The 21287-nt window shown below is 58.9% G+C and carries 14 protein-coding genes; 3 read left to right on the plus strand and 11 right to left on the minus strand.

Annotated features, from left to right (window positions below):
* Positions 1-272 precede the first annotated feature (272 nt).
* Positions 273-857 (minus strand): hypothetical protein, encoded by a 585-nt coding sequence (locus PZA18_RS01750; protein WP_284099056.1) that lies wholly within the window; start codon positions 855-857, stop codon positions 273-275.
* A gap of 120 nt (positions 858-977) precedes the next feature.
* Entirely contained in the window at positions 978-2015 is a 1038-nt protein-coding gene (gene selD / locus PZA18_RS01755) for a selenide, water dikinase SelD (protein WP_284099057.1), read from the minus strand.
* Between the two features lie 118 nt (positions 2016-2133).
* Between selD and PZA18_RS01760 the strand changes: the two genes are divergently transcribed.
* The 3 genes from PZA18_RS01760 to PZA18_RS01770 all read left to right on the plus strand — a co-directional run bounded on the left by PZA18_RS01760 (position 2134) and on the right by PZA18_RS01770 (position 6244).
* Positions 2134-2871, plus strand: a complete 738-nt coding sequence (locus PZA18_RS01760) for a substrate-binding periplasmic protein (RefSeq protein WP_284099058.1) — start codon at positions 2134-2136, stop codon at positions 2869-2871.
* Between the two features lie 84 nt (positions 2872-2955).
* Positions 2956-4005, plus strand: a complete 1050-nt coding sequence (mnmH, locus tag PZA18_RS01765; protein WP_284099059.1) for a tRNA 2-selenouridine(34) synthase MnmH — start codon at positions 2956-2958, stop codon at positions 4003-4005.
* Positions 4006-4093: 88 nt separating this feature from the next.
* On the plus strand, positions 4094-6244 hold the full coding sequence (locus tag PZA18_RS01770; RefSeq protein ID WP_284099060.1) for an ATP-binding protein: 2151 nt from the start codon (positions 4094-4096) through the stop codon (positions 6242-6244).
* A 306-nt stretch (positions 6245-6550) separates the two neighbouring features.
* Here PZA18_RS01770 and PZA18_RS01775 read toward each other — a convergent pair whose 3' ends face one another.
* The 9 genes from PZA18_RS01775 to PZA18_RS01815 form a co-directional block, all read right to left on the minus strand.
* On the minus strand, positions 6551-7192 hold the full coding sequence (locus PZA18_RS01775) for a response regulator (protein WP_284099061.1): 642 nt from the start codon (positions 7190-7192) through the stop codon (positions 6551-6553).
* A 37-nt stretch (positions 7193-7229) separates the two neighbouring features.
* Positions 7230-8729 carry a S8 family serine peptidase gene (locus tag PZA18_RS01780; RefSeq protein WP_284099062.1) on the minus strand — a complete coding sequence of 500 codons (1500 nt, stop codon included), beginning with the start codon at positions 8727-8729 and terminating at the stop codon, positions 7230-7232.
* A gap of 198 nt (positions 8730-8927) precedes the next feature.
* The gene (locus PZA18_RS01785) at positions 8928-9422 is read right to left on the minus strand and encodes a hypothetical protein (protein WP_284099063.1); all 495 of its coding nucleotides are present in this window, start codon (positions 9420-9422) and stop codon (positions 8928-8930) included.
* Positions 9423-9580: 158 nt separating this feature from the next.
* Entirely contained in the window at positions 9581-11080 is a 1500-nt protein-coding gene (locus PZA18_RS01790; protein ID WP_284099064.1) for a reprolysin-like metallopeptidase, read from the minus strand.
* 306 nt (positions 11081-11386) lie between these two features.
* Positions 11387-16477 carry a FecR family protein gene (locus tag PZA18_RS01795; protein WP_284099065.1) on the minus strand — a complete coding sequence of 1697 codons (5091 nt, stop codon included), beginning with the start codon at positions 16475-16477 and terminating at the stop codon, positions 11387-11389.
* Between the two features lie 15 nt (positions 16478-16492).
* Positions 16493-17827 (minus strand): porin family protein, encoded by a 1335-nt coding sequence (locus PZA18_RS01800; protein ID WP_284099066.1) that lies wholly within the window; start codon positions 17825-17827, stop codon positions 16493-16495.
* 468 nt (positions 17828-18295) lie between these two features.
* Positions 18296-19756, minus strand: coding sequence for an ATP-binding protein (locus PZA18_RS01805; RefSeq protein ID WP_284099067.1), 1461 nt, complete (start codon positions 19754-19756; stop codon positions 18296-18298).
* Positions 19757-19908: 152 nt separating this feature from the next.
* Positions 19909-20457, minus strand: coding sequence for a heme NO-binding domain-containing protein (locus tag PZA18_RS01810; RefSeq protein WP_284099068.1), 549 nt, complete (start codon positions 20455-20457; stop codon positions 19909-19911).
* Between the two features lie 59 nt (positions 20458-20516).
* On the minus strand, positions 20517-21284 hold the full coding sequence (locus PZA18_RS01815) for an HD-GYP domain-containing protein (RefSeq protein WP_284099069.1): 768 nt from the start codon (positions 21282-21284) through the stop codon (positions 20517-20519).
* Positions 21285-21287 lie beyond the last annotated feature (3 nt).

Here is a 21287-nt window from a genome sequence, read left to right on the forward strand (position 1 = left end):
TTTTGTTTCCGGTCGCGCCGGGCCGAGTTTTGGGGCAGGGCGAGGCAGGGTGAGTGAGGTTTAGCGAGCTAAATAAACGAACCCTAACGACGCCATGCCCCAAAAATCGACCCGGCCCGGAGGGTTCCGTCGGATTTGGGCCTGCTGCCGCGTTAAAAATCGCTTGCTTAGCTCACTAAGCGGCGCGCTTTTTGCCTTGCATCAGGCCTAAATCCGACGGAACGCGATCCGGAAATAAAACGTCAACAGAGCCTAGGTATCAGGATGAGTGCTCAGCACTTGGCTGCCAGTCTGACCTGATTGGTCTGATACCCCAGCTCAAACGGCGCACCCAGATCAAATTCCACCGGAAAATCAGAGAGGCGGAATAGCTGGCTATCCCCCTGATACAGGTTCCCCAGGCCATTCCAGCCGCCAGCCGCCGTCAGCAGCGCCCAGCTGCCGCCCAGATAGTAAGGCGCGTTGGTCAGATAAATGGTGCGGTCACTGCCTTTGAACGTCACCGCGTTGTAGTCGAAGACTGCCTCGTCACTCTGGCTGACCAGTTCGGCGTCAATCGTGCCGGCAACCGGGCGGATAGTCAGACTCAGCGTCATCCCCGGCAGGGCCATCTGGCATTGCCGGCTGCTACCCGCTGGCAGGGCATTGCGCAGATCAAACTGGCCTGTCGCCGCATTCCAGACCAGCTCGGCATCGAATTTACCCTTTCCAGGCACCGAAATATTGCGCAACACCACACTCGACTTGCCACGGATTTCCGCTTGCGCCTTGGTTAGATTGATATCCATCGCCTGCGCCGAAAACACATGCAGCAGGCCCAGACTGAAGCAGCAAGGGATGATCGGTAGCAGGCGCATGGTGGCTCTCCGAAGCAGGCACTTTCCCAGCCTAGACCAACCCGAGCGCTGCTTAGGCCCGTAATGCATGCCGTCTGTCGCCTGCCGAGCGGCATGGCCGCCGCGCAGTTCCCGCCAGGCTCAGCGGACGTACACCTTGGGTTCACCCTGGCGTAGCTGGCCGATGCAGGCTGCACCAGCAAACCCTGCGGCATGAAACTCGGCCAGCACGGCAGCCGCCTGCTCACGATCGCAACTCACGAGCAACCCACCGGAGGTTTGGGCATCGGCCATTAAATGGCGCTGCCACTCGGCCACGCTGGCAGAGAACTCGACATCCGGACCAAAGCTGGCGAGATTACGGGCAATGGCCCCTGGACCTACCCCCTGCTGTGCAAAGCCGATGGCGTGCGATAGCAGCGGCAATGCTGCGGCATCCACCTCTGCCGCCAGACCTGATCCGCGACAGACCTCCAGCAGGTGGCCGAGCAAGCCAAAGCCGGTGACGTCCGTCATCGCATGCACCGCTGGCAAGGTGGCCAGCACGCTGCCAACCTGATTGAGCTGGGTCGTGGTATCAATCAATTGCCGGTAGCCTTCGGCATCCAGCAAACCTTTCTTCATTGCCGTGCCAAGAATGCCGATGCCAAGCGGCTTGCCCAGGATCAGGACATCCCCGGCCTGGGCATCGCTATTGCGTTTGATCTGGCCAGGATGAACCAGCCCTAGCGCCACCAGACCGTAGATCGGCTCCGGTGCATCAATCGAATGACCACCGGCAATCGGAATCCCGGCCGCCGCCGCCACGCTGGCGCCGCCAGCCAGTATCTGCTGGATCTCGGCCATAGGCAGGGTGTTGACGGGCATGCCGACGATTGCCAGCGCCATGATCGGCTTGCCCCCCATCGCATAGATGTCGGAAATGGCATTGGTTGCTGCGATACGCCCGAAGTCGAATGCGTCATCAACGATCGGCATGAAAAAGTCTGTTGTCGCCACCAAAGCCTGCTCGGGATTGAGCTGATAAACCGCCGCATCGTCAGCCGTTTCGGTACCGACCAGCAGCTGCGGAAACGTCTGCGTCAAGGGCAGACTAGCCAGCATTTCGCTCAGCACTGCCGGTGCAATCTTGCAGCCGCAGCCCCCTCCGTGCGATAGCTGTGTGAGTCGTGTTGCCATGTCGATCCCCTATTTATCCAAATTCGTTCATCACTTCGCGGCGCAAATCTGCCCGGACGCCGGTATAACCGATGCACCGCGCCTATAATTGGGTGTGATTCCTTCAAGGAGCCGTCCCATGTGGCATGCCCTGCATACCGGGCTCTTGGCCGCTATTGTCGCATCTGGCGTGCAGGCTGCCAGTCTGAACGCCTGTTACGAGCGCTGGGAGCCTTACGCCTATCAATCTGGCAGCAAGCATGGGGGTGCCGCCATCGAGACGGTGAATCTGGTGATGAGTCGGCTTGGGCACACAGTCCGGTATCAGGAAGTACCGTTTAACCGCTGCGTATATTTGCTGTCGAACGCCAAAGTCGAGATGGGGTTATTCATTACCGAAGAACCCGGACACCCCTTTGTCTACAGCCAGGTGCCGCTGGCATTCTGGTTGCTGGCCGCCGTTGTCCACCGCGATAGCAAAATCACCCACTTTGAAGGGCTGCAGACCTTCAAGGGCGCCCGCGTCGCCACCGTACGCGGCTATCGCTACACCCTGCCCGAGCTGGAGCAGATGCAACAGGACGAAGCGACCGATGCTGTCTCCAGCCTGCGCAAGCTGGATGCCAAGCGGGTCGATGTCATGTTCGAGGATTATCTGTGGAGCACCATGACCGCCAACCGCCGGGCGCTGAATGTGCGTGCTTTGTTACCCCTGGTGAAGGTAAGTCCCGAAGTCACGGGTTTTCACGATGAGCAGCTGGAGCTGCGCAATGCTTTCGATAGCGTGTTACGCGAGCTGATCAAAAGCGGCGAGGTCGATGCCATCTACCGACGCCATTTTGATCATTCCTACCGCGAAATCTCGACGATGCGCTAGGCTCCGATGCCCACTGGCCCGCTGTGCATGCCTGATTCAGTATTCCAGCCGAGCCAATCCCTTTGAATGAGCCGATTCTGATTGATGAGTACCCCTCCGACCTTACTGGCCACGCTTGCCACCCTCACCGAGTTCGACGAAATCATTGACGTCCGCACGCCCGCCGAGTTTGCAGAAGACCACCTGCCCGGCGCCCGCAATGCCCCGGTATTGAACAACGAAGAGCGGGTCATCATCGGCACGCTCTACAAGCAGGACCCCTTTGCGGCTACCCGGTTGGGCGCCGCCATGGTTGCCCGCAATATTGCCGGCCACCTTGAGCAGCAATTTGCCGACCGGCCACCACGTTGGCGCCCATTGGTCTATTGCTGGCGGGGCGGCAAGCGCTCTGGCTCGCTGACGACGTGGTTCAACCTGATCGGCTGGCGGGCGCGTCAGCTCGAAGGCGGCTACAAGGTATATCGAAGCTGGGTGTTGGAGACCTTGCAAGGGCTGCCTGCACAGTACCGCTATGTCGTGCTCCATGGCCCCACCGGTAGCGGTAAAACCCGCCTGCTGCAGCGCATCGCGGCTCAGGGCGGGCAGGTGCTTGATCTGGAACAGCTTGCGCACCATCGCGGCTCGGTACTCGGTGCCTGGCCCGGCATTGGACAGCCAAGCCAGAAGCGCTTTGACAGCTTGTTGCTTGCGCAACTTCAGCAATTCGATCGCAGCCGGCCGGTTTTTGTCGAAGCCGAGAGCAAGCGAGTCGGCCAGGTGCATCTGCCGGAATCGTTGATGCAATCCCTCCGCACCGCCCACGGCGTGACGCTCTGCGCCGGCCGGGAAGCCCGAATCACCTATCTATGCCACGACTATCGACATCTGTTTGATAACCCCGGCCTGTTCAAGGCACAACTGGACCGGCTGACCATGCTGCACGGTCATGCAACGATCTCGCACTGGCATCAGCTGATTGACGCGGGCGCGATGGTCGAGCTGTTTGGCGAGTTGATCGACCAGCACTACGACCCGGCCTATCGCCGCAGCCGCCCGCTATCCCGCCAAAGTGAACGCAATGACTCGCTCGATATCGATCCATCGGCCGACCTGAGCACCACAGCCAGCCAATTGCTGACACGATATGGGGGCTAGGCTCTGCTGACGTTTTGTTTCCGGTCACACCTGTCGATTGCGTCGAGTCTTCCTTGATTCGGGGGCCGCAACAGTCTGTACTGTAGCTATGTTGCCCTCCATCCCCTCAAACGCCGAACCCCAGCCCATCACTCTTCGACAGCTGCTCGGCTATGCCTTCACCACCCGCGCAGGCGCCAGTCTGCTGGCGTTTGGTGTATTGGCCTTGCTGGTTGTCACCGTGGCTTCTGCCGGGCTGCTCTGGCAGCTGCGTCAGCAGGCGCTGACCGCCACCGAGAGCCATTTGAGCAGCCTGGGTGAAGTGCTGGCCGAACAGACCATCCGCACAGTGCAGGAGGCTGATCTGGTCTTGCGCGCCACGCAGGAACGTCTGCGTGAAGATGCCCTGGCCAATGTGCGCCACGATGGTGCCAGCCTGAACGCCCTGCTGAGCGGACGGCTGATCGGGTTGCCACAGAGCAGGCACCTGCTGGTCATCAACAAGGAAGGCCAATTGATTGGCCATTCCCACATCACCAAGCCACAGCAGTCATTTGCCACACAGGAATCCTTCAACCGGCATCGCCTGTTGCCGCGCGATCAGCTGATTCTGGCCGACCCGACCCCCCAGCCCGATGGCAAGCACTGGGAAATCGCTTTGTCCCGACCGCTGATCGGCATTGATGGGCAATTTGCCGGCACGGCCGTCATCACGCTGGATGTGCGCTATTTTCAGGACTTTTACCAATCCATTGGCTTGGGGCAGGCTGCGTCGATTTCGCTGGTGCGGGACGACGGCACCATTCTGGTCTGCCAGACCGGCAAGGAAAGCAAGGTCGGCAAAAAGCTCACCGTCAACTCACCGGCACTGCAAGCTCTGTTCCGCAAGCAGTCTTCCTGGTACGGCAAGATTTATTCGGCCAACTCCGACAGCCCGCGCTATCTGGCCCTGCGCCATGTCGGCAATTACCCACTCGCCGTGTCACTCTCGGTTTCTGAAGACGCCATCACCGAGGACTGGCGCGTCGCCCTGAAGATGACGATCACGGGCCTGTTGCTGATCGCCTTCATCATCGGCCTGTTCATCCTGGCTTTGCTGAATCAGCAGCTGCGCCGCCAGCAGGCCGAGGGACAGGCCACGCACAACGAGCAGCAGCTGGGTGCCTCCCTTGCCCTGCAAAACGCGATTCTCGACAGCACCGCGTATGGCTTTATCGCCACCGACAGCGATGGCACGATACGCAGCGTCAACCGCCGGGTGGAAACCATGCTTGGCTACCCGCCCGACGAGCTGATTGGCCAGCAAAAGCTCACCCTCTTTCACGACCCCAACGAAATTGCCGTCCATCTCGATACCCGCGAGTATTCACCGGATGGGGCATGGGCTTTGCTGACCGACAAGGCCCGCAAGGGGCAGATCGCCGAAAGCGAATGGACCTATCTGCGCAAAGACGGTAGCCGGCTGCCGGTGATGTTGTCGGTAACCGCCTTGCAACAAGGCACCGGCTTGGTCAGCGGTTTTCTGGCGATCGTGAATGACCTCACCGAACGGCGACGGGTGGAGCAGATGAAACGGGAGTTCGTTTCGACCGTGAGCCATGAGCTGCGTACGCCGCTGACTTCGATCCGGGGCTCGCTTGGGCTACTGCTGGGAGGGATGAACAACGAGTTGTCCGAACAGGCGGTGCAGTTGATCGGGATTGCCCACAAGAACAGCGAGCGGCTGGTGCGCCTGATCAACGATATTCTGGATATCGAGAAGATCGAATCCGGCAAGATGAAGCTGGAGATCCGGGCAGAACCTGTCATGACACTGGTCAGTCAGGCCATTTCGATCAACCGTGGCTTCGCACAGGAATACGGCATTCAGTACAAGGTGGTAGAGAGTTGCGATAACGTAATGGCCTGGCTGGATGCGGATCGTTTCGGTCAGATCATGGCTAATCTGCTCTCGAACGCCGTCAAGTTCTCCCCCACCGGTCAGGGTGTCGAAGTCGGTGTACGCCGTGCCGGCAAGCGCATCCGAATTATGGTGCGTGATTATGGGCCGGGGATTCCGGCGCAGTTTCGCAGCCAGTTGTTCCAGAAATTTTCGCAGGTGGATAGTTCGGATACCCGGCAAAAAGGCGGCTCCGGCCTTGGGCTGGCAATCAGCAAAGCGCTGACCGAAGCCATGCAGGGTAAATTGGGTTACGAGGATGCGGAAGGGGGGGGCAGTCTGTTCTGGCTGGAACTGCCGATTGCAGATCCGGTTACATAGGCTCTGTTGACGTTTTATTTCCGGATCGCGTTTCGTCGGATTTGGGCCTGATGCAAGGAGAAAAGCGCGCCACTTAGTGGACTAAGCAAGCGGTTTTCGACACAGCAGTAGGCCCAAATCCGGCGCAACCCTCCGGGCCGGGTCGATTTTTGGGGCATGGCGTCGTTTGGGTTCGTTTATTTAGCTCGCTAAACCTCACTCACCCTGCCTCGCCCTGCCCCAAAACTCGGCCCGGCGCGACCGGCAACAAAACGTCAACAGAGCCTAGGTTCTGTTGACGTTTTGTTGCCGCAAGGGGCATGCCCCTCACTCCAAGGGGATCAAACCCTGTCTGACTGCGTAGCGCACCAAACCCGGAATGTCGTCGATGCCCAGCTTCTGCATCAATCGGCTGCGATAGGTATCCACCGTCTTGGGCGACAGAAATAGCAGGCGTCCGATCTCGGCGCTCGACTTTCCTTCCACTACCATCTGCAGCACCTGCCTTTCCCGTTCAGACAGGCTATCGAGCAGGGCATCTGACTGTGCAGGGGACAACAGTACATCCGCCAGACGGTCCGCGACATCTACTGCAAAATAGCGCTGCCCTGCATGAACCGCCCGTACTGCGGTCAGCAGTTCGCAGCCCACGGTTCCTTTGGGCAGATAGGCTCTGGCCCCACTGCGCACGGCATCGCGGATATGGCGCAGGGAATCGTGCATCGACAACACGATGACCCGCGCCGACCCGCCTCGCAAACTCAGCTCCCGCAAGACGTCGAGCCCGCCCATTACCGGCATTTCAAGATCGAGCACCACGACATCTGGACGTTCGGCAACGATCCGGCGCAGGGCTTCGCTGCCATCACCCGCTTCCGCGACAACCTGGATGTCAGATTCCGACTCAAGGATCAGGCGCAAGCCTTCCCGCAACAGGGCATGATCATCGGCGAGTACGACACGAATCACGGCAGCCTCCGATCACTTGGTCTGAATTCAGCGATGTTTACTGCAAGGTCATCGGAGTTTCGATGATGGTCCCGACCACCCGACCAGCAACCGGATCAACCAGCCCGGTCCGCCAGGTGTATACCCCTGCGGGCAAGCCCGTGAGCGCAATCGGTGGAAACACACCACCAAACAGCTGGCCATGCAGGCTGCCGCTTGCCTGATAGCCCTTGGCCAATACCGGATAACCCTGGCTGGTATCCTGCCAGCGACCATCCGGCATCAGTCCAAACTCGCCATTGGGGGTACGCACTGCAACATAAATATCAACCAGGCCGGCTGTGGGCGGCAGGCTGTAATCCAGCGTCAGGCTATCCCCGGCGGCAAACGTCTTCTTGGGCAGGGTCAGATCGGGCAGGCGTGTCAGCATGGCAGCACCGCCCTGCACAATCCCATACGACACGGTGTTGCCGGCAATCGGCTTTGCAGTCTGCTTGAGCAGGCTGGCTATCTGGCTGCTGCCCAGGCGAGGATCGACCTCCAGCAAGGCTGCCACCACACCGCTGACCGTGGGCGCGGCAAACGAGGTGCCTTGGCCAGCGCCGCCAAAGCCGCCGCCCAGCAAGGTGCTATAGAGATTGGTCCCCGGTGCGGCAATGGTCACCTCAGGCCCGGTATTCGAAAAGCCAGCGAGCTGGTCACTTTCATTGCTGGCGCCAACAGCAATCACGCCAGGAATCGTTGCCGGAAAGGCCACGGCCCCACCCTGGTTGCCACTGGCCACCACAACCACAACACCCGCTTCCTTGGCCCGCTCAATCGCCGCAGCCAAGGTCTGGGTATCTTCATCAATCGTCAGGCTCAGGTTGATGACCTTAGCGCCCTGGGCTACGGCGTAATCGACCGAATCGGCAACGTCGGAGGTCTTGAAGGTTCCCGAGGCCCCTGCATTGATCTTGATCGGCAACAACTTGGCCAGAGGCGCAACGCCAGCACCAGCCAACGCATTCCCCCTGACCGCAGCCAACAAACCGCTAACCTTGGTGCCATGGCCGAGCTGATCCTGCGGATTGGCATTGCGATCGCCAAAGTTATAGCCGGGCAGCAGATTGTCCTTGAGATCGGGGTGTGTCAGATCTACCCCGCTATCCACAACCGCCACCTTGATCCCGTTACCACTGGCTACCGACCACAATTGGCGAGCGCCAATCTTCTCCAGGTTCCAAGCCTGACTGACGCCGGGATCATTGGGAGTGGCAACCGGCACCGGCATATCGGCAAATTCGCCGTAATAATCCGGCTCCGCATAAATCACGTTGGGATCTGCCCGCAGTTCGGCCAGCTTTTGCTGCAGCAGCAAGCGGCGATCGCTGGCATCAGCCATGGCAAAGTGTTGCCCGTCTACGCGTAACACCTGTACGCCAGCGCGAGTAGTACGTACCGCATCAGCGGACTGGGCTGCGGCAAATCCCGGTTGGGCACGATATTTGACCAGAATCTGATCAGGCACCAGCCCGGTCGCAGCCTGAGCCAGCGATGGCAGGGCCAGGGCAGTCATAACATAGAGGATTCGTTTTTTGATGGAATGAGTAGCGCGCATAAAACTCGAAATAGATTTTGAACAAGATGTCAGCTCTGTTGAGTTTTGTTTCCGGTCGGAAATAACGTATCAACAGAACCTAAAACAACAAGGCCGTAGTCGGATTCCGGCTACGGCCTTTTACTGCAGAGCGACCGGACCAGGCCGGTGGGCAGCTTACAGCAGCCAGTCAAACATGGTGTTGGCAGCAATCGGCCCGAAGTCAATCGTGAACTCGGTTGGCGAGAACAAGGTCAGCGTACCACTAAAGCTGTTGTTGGCCAGATTCATGTTCAACCGATAACGTACCGAAGTCCCGCCAGCCATCATGCTGATATCCATAACCAGATTGGCAGTGCTGACTGTTGACCCGCTCAATGTACCGTTGAACCGGGCAGTTCCTGAGTAGGTAATGCCAGGCGCGGCATTGTAGTTGGTGTAGGTCGCTTCTGCCGATAGATTACCGCCACTGTTGTTGGTGGTCAGTACGGCGGTCCCGCCCTGACCATCCGTCAGCGTGATGGTTTCTGCTGCTTTCTCTGCCGTCTGAGCCTGCATGGCGGACTTGACGACCAACTGCTCGAATTTGCTCTCGGCCATTGCAGCCTGGGTGCCCAGCAAGCAAGTGCCCGCTACGACTGCAGTGCCCATCCATTTGCTGATTTTCTTCATATGCAACCCTCACATGTTGATTCAAAACACACAGAAAAGAGCGGAAATCCGCCCAACCCAAGGTTCTGTTGACATCCATCCTGCAGATCCATCACGGCCACACGGCCCCTAAACAGGACCGCGCAGCCGGGACACCAGAACGTATCGCATGGAATCCGTCAGAACCCGCCGTTCTTGGCTTGAGTCAACCACCCGGACAAATCGCCAAGATCGGTTAACTGGCCAGTCGAGCCATTGAAAAAATACAGCCGGTTGTCCTTAGTACCAAGATATGTGTTGGTTGTGCCATAGAAGCGGTAATAGTACCCAAATCCATTTTGCGACTGACTGGTAACCGGCGAGAGGAAGCCGGCGTAAGTCACCTGCGCCCAATTGAAAACCCGATCAGAGTCGGTTGTTGTCGTGCCGGTGCCGCCACCAGTGACCTTGGTAGGCTTGAACGCCGCCACAGCGGCGCGGGTATTGTTCAGCGACAGCGCATTATTGGCACTACTGGTTGGATCGCTCTCCGAAATGCCACAAGGGTTGCCATTGCAGGTGACGGCCGGGTTGGAGAATTTGCCGATCTTGGGCGAGATATAGCTCATGATGGTACCGAACGTACCCGAAATACCGTACCCGTATGAATAGGTAAAGGCGCCTGAGCTACCAGAATTGGCTCGATCGTGAGCCGACCCCATGTTATGGCCCATCTCGTGTGCCAGCGTGTAATCGCTGCAATACGAGCGGCTACCCTGAACATCGTTACCATAGCTGACGATTGAATAGCCATAAGGGGCGTATCGGGATATGGATTGCCCCCCCGCCCCACCGACCCAACCCACCCCGCAGCTGTTTTGCGATGAGCGGTCAAATGGTCGGAGCACACTGACCAGATCGGCGCCGTACTGATCGCGCAGGCTGGCCACATTGGCGAATGCGGCATCTGTCGCATCGGTTACGGCATCCAGCGCCGCATCGTTGTCGTTCTTGACCGTGTAGTTGACTTGGCTGCTATACACGAGCCGGACGGTAATCCCGATCTGGCTGTCAATATAAGCCTGATTCGCCTTGGCAATCAGATCGTTGATCAGTGTATCAACCGGGCTGTAGCGCGATGCCATGTCCGGGGTGTACAGCACCATCACGTCGATGGTCGAATTCTCGGCAAACTGATTGCTCACTGGCTCGATGACACTGTGTGCAATATCCGGCAGACGTGGTGGCACCCGGCCATCGTTGTGAAAGCTGATGAACTCTGAACGCTGATTGGCTGGCTGATCATCCAGCGACGAAAAACCATTTTTGCTGGTCGAGACGGTGTACAAACCGTGCGGCGTGTTGACGCTACCAAATACCCCACCCTTGCCTAGGGTAATCATCACCCGGTAATCCGAATACATCCCTTCCATATGCCCAATCCAGGTCCGGTCGCCATTCAGATGGGTTTCAATGCGATCCAGTATTGCCGTCATGCGACGACCACCAGGCAAGGGCATGCCCAGTTTGCCCCCGATCGGCAGCGCAAAGGCCTGTTCGGTATTGAAGGTAAACGGGTACGCAGACTGCCCTTCCGCAAAGCGCTGGCTGGACAGGCTAAACAGATCGGCCGCCTGAGCGGATAGGCCAAGGCTCAGCAGCAGGGCTGCGGCAATAGCGGTAGGCTTGCGGATATTCATGAAAACTCTCCCTGCAACGATGTGATGGCATCCGCCATCTTTACTGAAAATTTTGCTGATTCAGCCGAGGGCAAATCGATATCGGATTTGAGGCATCCGAACTTTGGGTGGGCAGACTAACCTGCCACAGACAAGCAATCGGATCGCCGCCGTCCGCTGAACATGACGGCAATGTAACAGTTGGACGGCGGGCAATCGAAGGGGTTCGAGGCAAGTTTTTGTTAATAATCAGTCTTATGGCTTAGGCGCTGTTGACGTTTTGCCTCTGCTACCAACCGGTGCAAAACGCCAACCGTGCGCCGTCCATCAACGCTTGAACGCTGCGGCTCCCGTCACCAGGAAACCGCCCGCATCCAGCACCTTGTATGACAAACCTGTGTGCGACGCATCCTTACCCGACAGGAAACCGAACACATCGCCGATACAGCCCTGGCCGGTGCTGCAGGCGCCGCCCGACGAGCCGGCAAACCCGGCATTGGTCACCGAGAGGTTGTACTGGGTGCCGCTCAGCCCCGTACCGGCAGCCACCATCTGATAGACCCGTGGCCCGAAAGCGATGGAGCTATTCAGGGTCAGATCATAAATGCCGGTAGGCTGATAGTTGAGCGAGACCGAGCCGTTGAAGGTTCCTGCGCCAGCATAGATATTGCCGTTCTGGTCTACCATGGTCGGCTTGGTTGCGCCAATCATCGCGTAGCTGAAAGTGGTCGGGCTGGTCACAGTCGGCATCGTCGCCGGCATGCCGATAACGTAATGACGGCCAGAGTTCGGATCACTCAGATCCTGCTTGTTATTGGGATTGATATTGGATGGCGCATCGCTGACGCCGCCAGACCAACGCCCCCAGCCCAGAACGCCATCGGTTCCCATATCCACCAGCTTCGCCGTGCCGATGTTCAAGGCAACATTAGTCCCGTTCAGCACTTTGGTCAGACCACCCTGAGGGTCGATCTCGGTCGTGATATTGGTCATGGGCGAGGCATCGGTGAACAGCACACCCAAGTCCGGGTTCTTGCCGCTCACACCAAAAGCGCCGACATAACCGCTCCCACTCTTGAGTACGGCACCGCCCCCAATGGGCACGCCGGAGGCCGGGTCCACTTTGAACGCGGCAGCACCCATCAAGGTTGAGTTGCCATCCACCACTTTGTAGCCCAGACCGGTATCCACGGCCCCGGTACCTGCCAGGAAGCCCGTGACCTCGCCACTGCAACCTGATACGCAGGCGCCGCCAGAGCCTTTGATGTCGCTACCGCCCAACGTGAAGGCGTACGAGGCATTGGTAAAGCGGCTGCCCTTCCCGGTCATTTGATAGCTGAGGCTATTGACCGCCACCACCCCGTCGAGCGTCACGTCGTAAACCCCTGCTGCAGGGTCAAAACCAACTTTGACGGTACCGCTGAAACTCCCCCCCGCAGCAAAAGCCCCCGTGGTGTTATCCCGCATCGATGGCTTGGTCGCGCCGATCAGGTTGTAGGTAAATTGCGTCGGCGCAGTAAAGGTGCCAGGTCGGCCGCTTGCCGGCTTGCCCATAACGTAATGCTCGCCGGAATTCGGATCGGTGTAGTCACGGGTCGCATTGGGGTCAGTCAGATTCGGGGTCTTGATGACGCCTTCAGACCAACGTCCCCACGACAACACGCCATCGTTACCGCTATCGACCACCTTGGCAGTGCCGATCTGCACTCTGACCGTGCCGTTTTCAGAGACTTCGCTCAGCCCGCCAGATGAATCAAACGTTGCCGTCAGATTGCCGGTCTGACCAATGCCGGAAACGCCTGCCGGCTTGCCCATGAAAGCAGCAATGCCGGTCACGCCATTCACTACGGTGCCCTGACCGGTGCCTGAATTCGGGTCGATCTTGAAAGCGGCAGCCCCGGTAATGGCCAGGCTGCCGTCGCCCAGCTTGTAGCCAAGTCCGGAGTGAGTGGAACCCGTGCCTGCCATCAGACCTTCAGCCGTCCCTGTGCAGGCTGCGGTCGTGCAGGCCCCGCCCTGGCCAGTGACTTTGAGGTCGAACGTATAGTCGCTACCGCTGAAGCCCGTTCCACCACCCTTGAGCTGATAGCCTTTGGTGTTGACCACTACCAGACCATCCAGAGTGAGGTCGTAAGTCGTCTTGGTCGGGTCAAAACCCACCTTCAGACTGCCGGTAAAGCTGCCCGCTGGCCCAACAGCCCCAGTCGAGGTATCCACCTGCGTTGCGCCAGTCGAACCGACCATGTTGTAGGTGAAAGTGGTGGCCTTCTGCAGCGAAGGCAGGGTAGCGGCCGTGCCAAAGACGTAATGCTGACCCGAGTTCGGATCGGTAAAGTCGCGGGTTGCGTTTGGATCGGAACTGGTAGGTGTTTTGGCGACACCCCCCGACCAACGGCCCCACACCAAGGGGCCATCCTTGCCCGCGTTCGACACCTTGGCGGTGCCTACCTGCAACAACGGTGAACCGCCCGACTGGATTTCGGCCAGCCCACCGGCGCTATCAACCGCCGCATCGACTCCCGATTGCCGTCCCAGCTGCGCGGTTGCAGTCGTACCGACCTTGCCGGTGAAAGCTTCGACATAACGCACATTCGGGATGGTGGTATTGCCCGTGGTGCCGGAAGTCGGATCAATGCGGAAACCCGCCGCCCCGGCAATGCTGGTCTTGCCATCGGCCACCAGATACGACAAACCGGTGTGGCTGGCAGCGGTGCCAGACAGGAAACCTTCCACCGACCCGGTACAACCCGAGGCGCAGCCCCCACCCTGACCGGTGACTTTGGACAGCGTGAAACTATAGGTTTTGCCGGTGAATTTGGCGCCGCTTCCCGAAAGTCCGTAGCTGGCCGGCCCCATGGCTACGACGCCATCCATGGTGACATCGTAGGCCGCAGCCGTCGGGTCGAAGCCGACCAGCAGCTTGCCGGAGAAGCTCCCCACCCCAACCGACTGGCCCGTGGCCGTGTCCACCGCCGTCGGCTTGGTTGCACCGACCAGGTTGTAGGTAAACGTGGTGCGTGCCGACAGCGTCGGCAGGCTGGTCGCCAGCGCACCATAAACAAAGTGCTGGCCGGAGTTCGAATCGGTGACATCCCGGCTGGCATTCGGATCAGATCCGGTGGGAGCCTTGACCTGACCTCCAGACCAACGGCCCCAGCTCAGACTGCCATCCTTGCCGGTATCCGTGATCTTGGCCGTGCCAATCTGCAACACGCTATTACTGCCAGACTTGATCTCGGTCAGCCCACCAGAACCATCGAGTACGGCATCGACACCGCTGGTCTGTGACAGGCCGCTCAGGCCGGTATTGCCCGAACGTGCCGTGAATGCCTGTGCCAATGCCACATTTTGTACCAAGGTACCGTTGACCACACCGTTCGGGTCTTGCTTGAACCCGGCCACCCCGGTGATGGCGTTCTGACCATCGTTAATCTTGTAGGACACACCAACATGACTGGTGGCTGGCCCGGCCAGGAAGCCATTGACCTCGCCAGTACACCCTCCCACACAACCAGACGTGCCCGAAGTGGCGGCGACGAAATTGCTGGTCGTCAGTCCCAGCGAGAAGATGCCGGACGTAAAGCCGGTGCCATCCGCCTTCATGGTGTAGGTCTTGGCGTCTATGGCGACCACACCATTGAAGTTGACGTCATAGGCGATATTGGTCGGGTCGAACTGCAGCTTGACCGCACCGGTAAACTGGCCGGGAGCCACGGTGACACCGGTGCCCAGATTGATCATGGTCGGCGCAGTCGCCCCAACCAGATTGTAGGTATAGGTAGTACGGGCACTGATGACTGGCCGCCCCGTCACCGGCAGCCCCACGATGAAGTGCTGCCCAGAGTTCGGATCGGTGAAATCCCGCGCATCGTTGGCATTGGTCGGCGTGGGTGAACTCACTACGCCACCCGTCCAGCGCCCCCAGATCAGCACGCCATCCTTGCCGCGATCAACGCTGGATGCCGTCCCCGCACGACTCAGCGGCGTCGAGCCCTCAATCACCTCCAGCAAATGGCCATTGCTATCAAAAACCGCCGTGATATTGGGTGAGGTATTGGCACCTGAAATGGGCACACCCACTGTCGCAGCCGTCGCACTCTTGCCGACGTATGAGGTAGCGCCTTGAATGCCTGTCAGGGTCTGACCACCAACGGGTGTAGTGCCACCTCCTGGGGTCGTGCCACCGCCGGGCGTCGTACCACCGCCGGGCGTGGTGCCGCCGCCAGGGGTCGTACCACCACCAGGTGTCGTGCCACCACCAGGGGTCGTACCGCCTCCCGGTGTGGTGCCACCACCAGGCGTTGTCCCGCCTCCAGGTGTCGTGCCACCTCCAGGGGTCGTACCACCGCCAGGCGTGGTGCCCCCACCAGGGGTCGTACCGCCACCGGGTGTGGTGCCGCCACCCGGGGTCGTACCGCCGCCAGGATTGGTTCCGCCACCAGGATTCGTATTGACGCCCACCAACACTGCCGGCTTGCCGGAATTCGGATCACGGTTGTCCGAGCCAACAACGGTATTGCCACCAGAACCACTGCCGCCTGCGCCCCCGGTACCAACTGGCCCGCCGCCGATGCTGGTGCCTGCATTGATGGGCGGCTTGGTATTACCAGCCACACCTGGTGCTGACTGGCCGCCAGAATCACTCTGACCGCCTCCCTGCCCGCCATTCTGAGCATTGCCCTGCTGGTTGCCATTGCCGCCTGCCTGGTTGCCGCCGGGCTTGTCCTTGTCTTGCTGGCCACCGCCGTTATTGCCTTGCTGGTCGCCGTTCTTGTCTTCCTTCTTCTCTTCCTTGTTGCCTTGCTTGTCGTCCTTCTTCTCACCTTGCTGACTCATGGGCGCCGCTTGTCTGGGCTGGCTATTCTGGTTGGCCACGAAGCCGGTCTGGCCGGTTTCCAATACCAGCGAACCCATCTGGTTAAACACCACCACAGAACCGGAATTGACGGTCACCGTCAGCGAGTCGGACTGAGAAGCCAGATACTCGGTACCACGAATCCCGATGGTCGCGGTTGGCGTCACCATCTGGTAGGCATCGCGGCGATTCTTGCCGATCAGGCCGGTGATGGTCCGCAGCGTCCCCTTCAGCAAGTTGAAGACACCCTCTTCCTTGCCATTAGCCTGACCATCAAACCGGTAACGGCTGATCTTGAACTGTGTCTGGGGGGACAGCGAGACAAAAGAATTATCGGTAAAACGAATCTGCACCCGGCCTTCGCGGGTGTCGATCAAGTCAGTGGCTTCAATATCGCTGCCGCGCACCAGTTGACGAGGATTCTGCCCCTCGGTGGTCGCAAAGGGCGCACCGCTGGAGAACTCCACTTTGCCGACCGGGATCGCATAGGCTTGCAGTGAATACAGACCGCATAGAAACAGCACTGAGGCCGTGCGAGACAGACTGAACACGGAACGGGACATGGTGGCCTCCGGGATTTACTGGAACTCGGACCGCACGGCAAATTCAAAGACGGCGCGGCGGTAGTCGTTGATCGGAATATTCGATTCATTGCGCGTGTAGCTGATACTTGGCGCCAGCTGCCAATCCTTGGCAAAGGTGTAACCCACACCGAAACGGCCGTCGTATTGATTGTCTTCACGCTTTTTCAGGAACAGCGCTTCTTCGCCCTTGTAGCGGCGGCGCTCATAGCTGAAGTTGGCAAAGCCTTTGAGCGCCGGGGTAAATTGCCACTCCCCGCCCACTCTCAGCCCGCCCAAGCCATAACCCAGACTGGAAAAAGCCCCGTCATCGGTCTTTTCCTCTCCCAGATACAGCCCGGCAAAATAGCTGGCAGGCATCTCGCCTTCCGTGCGCATCGCCAGCGCAGTGCCTCCCATCAGCCGCCGGCCATTACGGACGGTCTGATCGGGGTAGCGGATCTTCATGGCCTGACCAAACGTCGCCAGCTGGGTGGTCTCGGCGACGTTGTAAACCCACTGCAGGGCCAAGCCTCCGGTGTGGCGATAGCTGCGGCCATCCAGCCACATCGTCGATGCCTGCACCATGCCGATATAACCATTGGCCCCATTCGAATACGCACCACCGGCGTTGAAATCGAGGCTGTCGGTGTTGAAGGCGTGCTCGCGTTGATTGCGACGCATCGAAGCATTGGCACCGCCCAGCCAGGTCATCGAGTCCGTCGCCCGATGGGTGATATTGACCCCACCCGACAACGTGGCGAAGTTATCGGGCCGACGCCGACCATCGTCGTTCAGATCAAAGACAATGCCGCCCAGCAGCGGCAACGCCACCTGCCGTTCAGTTGTTGCGCTGTTGACATTGGTATCGCGGCCCAGCGAAGTCTGGGCATAGCCTTTGATGTCGGTTTTCTTCTGCTTCTGCAAGGCGCGCTCTTCAATCGCAGCCAGAAAGCGGTCAATCGTCGGAATCACCTCCCGTGGCGGGTTGGATGCCTTGACGGCCTCGAACTCACGCCGGGATGCACCCAGCTCATTCAGTAAAAAGTAGGAGCGCGCCAGCTCCAGCCGCGCCAGCTGGTGATCCGGCTGTACGGCCAGCACCCGCTCCAGCGCATAAACGGCCTGCCCCGGCTTGCCGGAATCGTTGGCAGCCAACCCGTAGACATAGTCGAAATCTGGCGTCCCTCCGTACTCCCCGAGCAAGGGTTCGAGCGCAGCCAAAGCTGCCTGTGGCTTTTTCTGCGCCAGAAGCCCCCGCGCCTTGCCAATCGCCTCAGGCGAAGCCAGGGCCCCCGAAGAAATCGACATGATCAACATGGCGAGCAAAACCGAACCAGAACGACGATGCATTGGTAATTCCCCCGAAACCGGCCATAGATTATTTTTCCATTCTAGCAATTAGCTTGGGGTTTGCACTCGACCGGCTGAATATGTCCCTGGTCAGACAATGGCGCCATAGACAATTTCCTTTACTTTTACAAGTGCTTATTCAGATAACACCAGATAAGTCGAATCGCATAATCAATCGGATATTTTACGTATTACCCGCTACCGCCACGGTCTTGCCCGATTGCCACACCATCAAACTGGCTTACAACTTGCTTTCCAGCTGGGCTTCATGACCAACAGCCATAAATCTGCCCACTGAGACTACGGGTATTAAGATAATGCAAATAGCCGGTGATTCGCGTGTAAATACTGCGAAATTCACCGGCTTATTTGTTTACGCAAAAATCGTGGATTATTGCAGTTTGTTTGGGCTATGCCCGACATTAAATAAGCATTTGCTGTTATTCATTTTGCCGGACCAACCTGAGGTCATTGAGAATTGACAGGCAGGTATATAAGGACAGTTGTCCCGACTTCTAATTGGCTTTCCACCTTTATTTTCGCCCCCATCAAATCGAGTATTTCCCGCACGATCGACATGCCCAGGCCAGTACCTGGAATATGCTGCGAGGGGTCCGCCCTGAAGAAGCGTTCGAACACGCGGGCCGTCTGTTCAGGCGACATGCCAATGCCCTGATCGCTGATCGCCACTTCCACACCACGCCCGGTTTCTGATTCGTCGTAGCGTGCGCTGACCGAAATCAAGCCACCGTTTGGCGAATACTTGATTGCGTTGGATAGCACGTTGTCGAACACCATGGTGAGTTTGTCGATGTCGACCAGCACCTCGGGCAGTTCTGCTGGCAAGCTGCGCTGCAAGCTAAAGTTCTCGGGCAGTTTGAGGGCATCGGTGCTGCGCAGAATGGCCGGCATCGGGCTCTGCCGGGCAAAGACGAAGTCGGCCCCATGCTGCGATTCGAGCTTGGACAGCGCCAGCAACTCGTCGATCAAGCCCATCATCAACTTGCTCTGTTTATGAACCGTACCCAGCATCTTGGCCTGCTTTTCTGGCGGGAATGTGCGGGCCAGCATCAGCTCGACATAACCGAAAATGCTGACCATCGGGGTACGCAGCTCATGGGCAGCGGTTGTCAGGAACTCACTCTTGAGCCGGTCCAGCTCGCGCTCGCGGCTGACATCGCGGAAATAGAACACGATTGAGCCATCTGCAGCGTCCCGGCGCTCTACCGTCAACACCCGGCCAGAATCCAGCACCAGCGTGCCATGGGCGATTGACGAAGGCTGGCCGTGTGTTGGCTCCAACCAGCTTTCGAGCATGTCGCAAAAGGGCTGCAGCGACATCTCGGCCAATTCCTCATCGTTCTTTTCCAGCAGCTGACAGGCTGCAGCGTTTGCACTGATTAGATGCCCATCCGCCGCAAATGAGACAAAGCCATCCGGACTCAGGTCAAACACCATCGCCAGCTGGCGTGAGCGTTCGCGCAGTTTGCCGGCCATCCGCTTTGCATCTTCAAAAGCCAGACTCATCGAACGCTGCATCAGCAGGAATTCGTAGATCGGGTCGTGTGCGGAAAAATCACTCAGGCCCAGGCCGAGTGCTTGTAATTCTTCGATCTGGTTGGCAACTGGCGAGCCGACAAAGGTCAGTAGCCCGGCCTCATCCGAAGCCACCAGTTGTCCCCGCAGTTTCAGACTTTCAGACTGCAAACAATGTAAAACCACCACATCACCCGTCACCGCGCGCAAGGCCTCGTAGCTATCACAGCCCGCCGGCCGGTGAATCTTGAACCAATGCCGTAAATCTTGCCCAGGCTCGGCAGCCGGCAAGGTTTTTTGCAGTGCGCTCCCTAGTTCCACCAGTTGCAAACTGCAGTTGAACACGATGAAGAAGGGAAACAACGCTGCGAAGCCCGTAGGATCGAGTTGCATGCCGACCTCTCATGATGTCTTGGGTGGCTGTCCTCGCATCCACACAGCCCACCAGATTTGCACTTTGCGCGAGCGCGAGTCCGTCAGGCAGACGGCCGCACCGTACTGCCCGCCACCGGATCGCGACCGCGCAGCGATCTTGCAAACCGCTTTCAAGCCAGCCGGCGGATGCTGAACACATCCTCGGGCGCCCCTTGTGTGCGGTCGGCAATCTGGGCGATCTCGATCGTCTCACCGAACATCTTGGCCAGACCGCGAATCAGTCCGACCACCATTGGCGCCAGGCCCTGCCGCGACGACTGGTAGTGCAACCACCAGCTACCGTCGGCCTGATCTTCGCAGCGGAAGTGCGGCAGGATGGTTTTGGGGTAGATCAACTCGACCCGACCATGCATGGCGTTCAGATTGCCCAGAAACTCACGCATGCTGTTGCCGCCCGCCTTGAACATCTCGCCATACCCTTCCTGCGCGGTATAAAGCGTCCAATACTCGCCGAATGCTTCGAGCACTTTGTCCGGCGGCAATCCAAGCACCTCGGATGCAGCACCAACCAGGCGATAGGTCACGTCATCCGGGTAGGTTTCCATGCCGATGAATTCTTCGTCCTCAATGCCGGCACGCTTGCGGATGCGATCCCAGGTTGGGCGTCCAAACTGGCTGACTACCAGGCCTTCGACTGCTTTGTTCACCAATCCGTACATGATCATCTCCTTGGACATTCAACGGGTACGAGGGGGCTACCAAAACGTAACCGGTCCCCCTACCGAGGCAGGGACTGGTAGCGCCGCAGAATATCGACGCCGACCGGCTTGTTACCGATATGGTCGCGAGTCGCCCGGAAGTGCGGGGCGTTCGCAATCAGCAAATCCACCAGCGTGGGGTCGAACTGACGGCCACTGCGGCTGACGATCATGTCGAAAATCTGATCATCGCCATAACGGGGCCGGTAACAACGATCCATCGCCAGCACATCGAAAAAGTCCACCAGCGCGACGATCCGTCCTGACAGCGGAATCTCGCGTCCCTGCAAACCCTGCGGATAACCGGAGCCATCAAAGTGTTCGTGATGGGTCCGGGCGATTTCTGCCGCCAGTTTGAGTACCGGCGAGGTCGATCCCGACAACAAGTGCGCCCCGACTTCGCAATGGCGGTTGACGGCGACACGCTCGGCCTCGGTCAATGGCCCCGGTTTGAGCAAGGTGGCATCGGCGATGGCCAGCTTGCCGATATCGTGCAGCGGGGCGGCCATCCTGATTGCGGTGCACCAGCTGGACGACCAACCAGCCAGGCGGGCCAGCTCTTCAGCCAGACACCCAATGCGCACAATATGGGCCGCTGACTCGTCGTTACGGAATTCGGCCACCGAGGCCAGCCGCAACATCATCTGCAGGCCGGCGTCTTCCTGACGTTCGAATTCATCGCGCAACTCTTCATATAGCATCCGCTGGTCGGAAGCCGCCTGCCGCAAAGCACCGATGACACTTTCCTCAAACGAGAAGCTGTCATCACCGAGATAGGGGGTCTGCATGGC

It is taken from the genome of Parachitinimonas caeni (assembly GCF_030129945.1).
Taxonomy (GTDB): Bacteria; Pseudomonadota; Gammaproteobacteria; order Burkholderiales; family Chitinimonadaceae; genus Parachitinimonas; species Parachitinimonas caeni.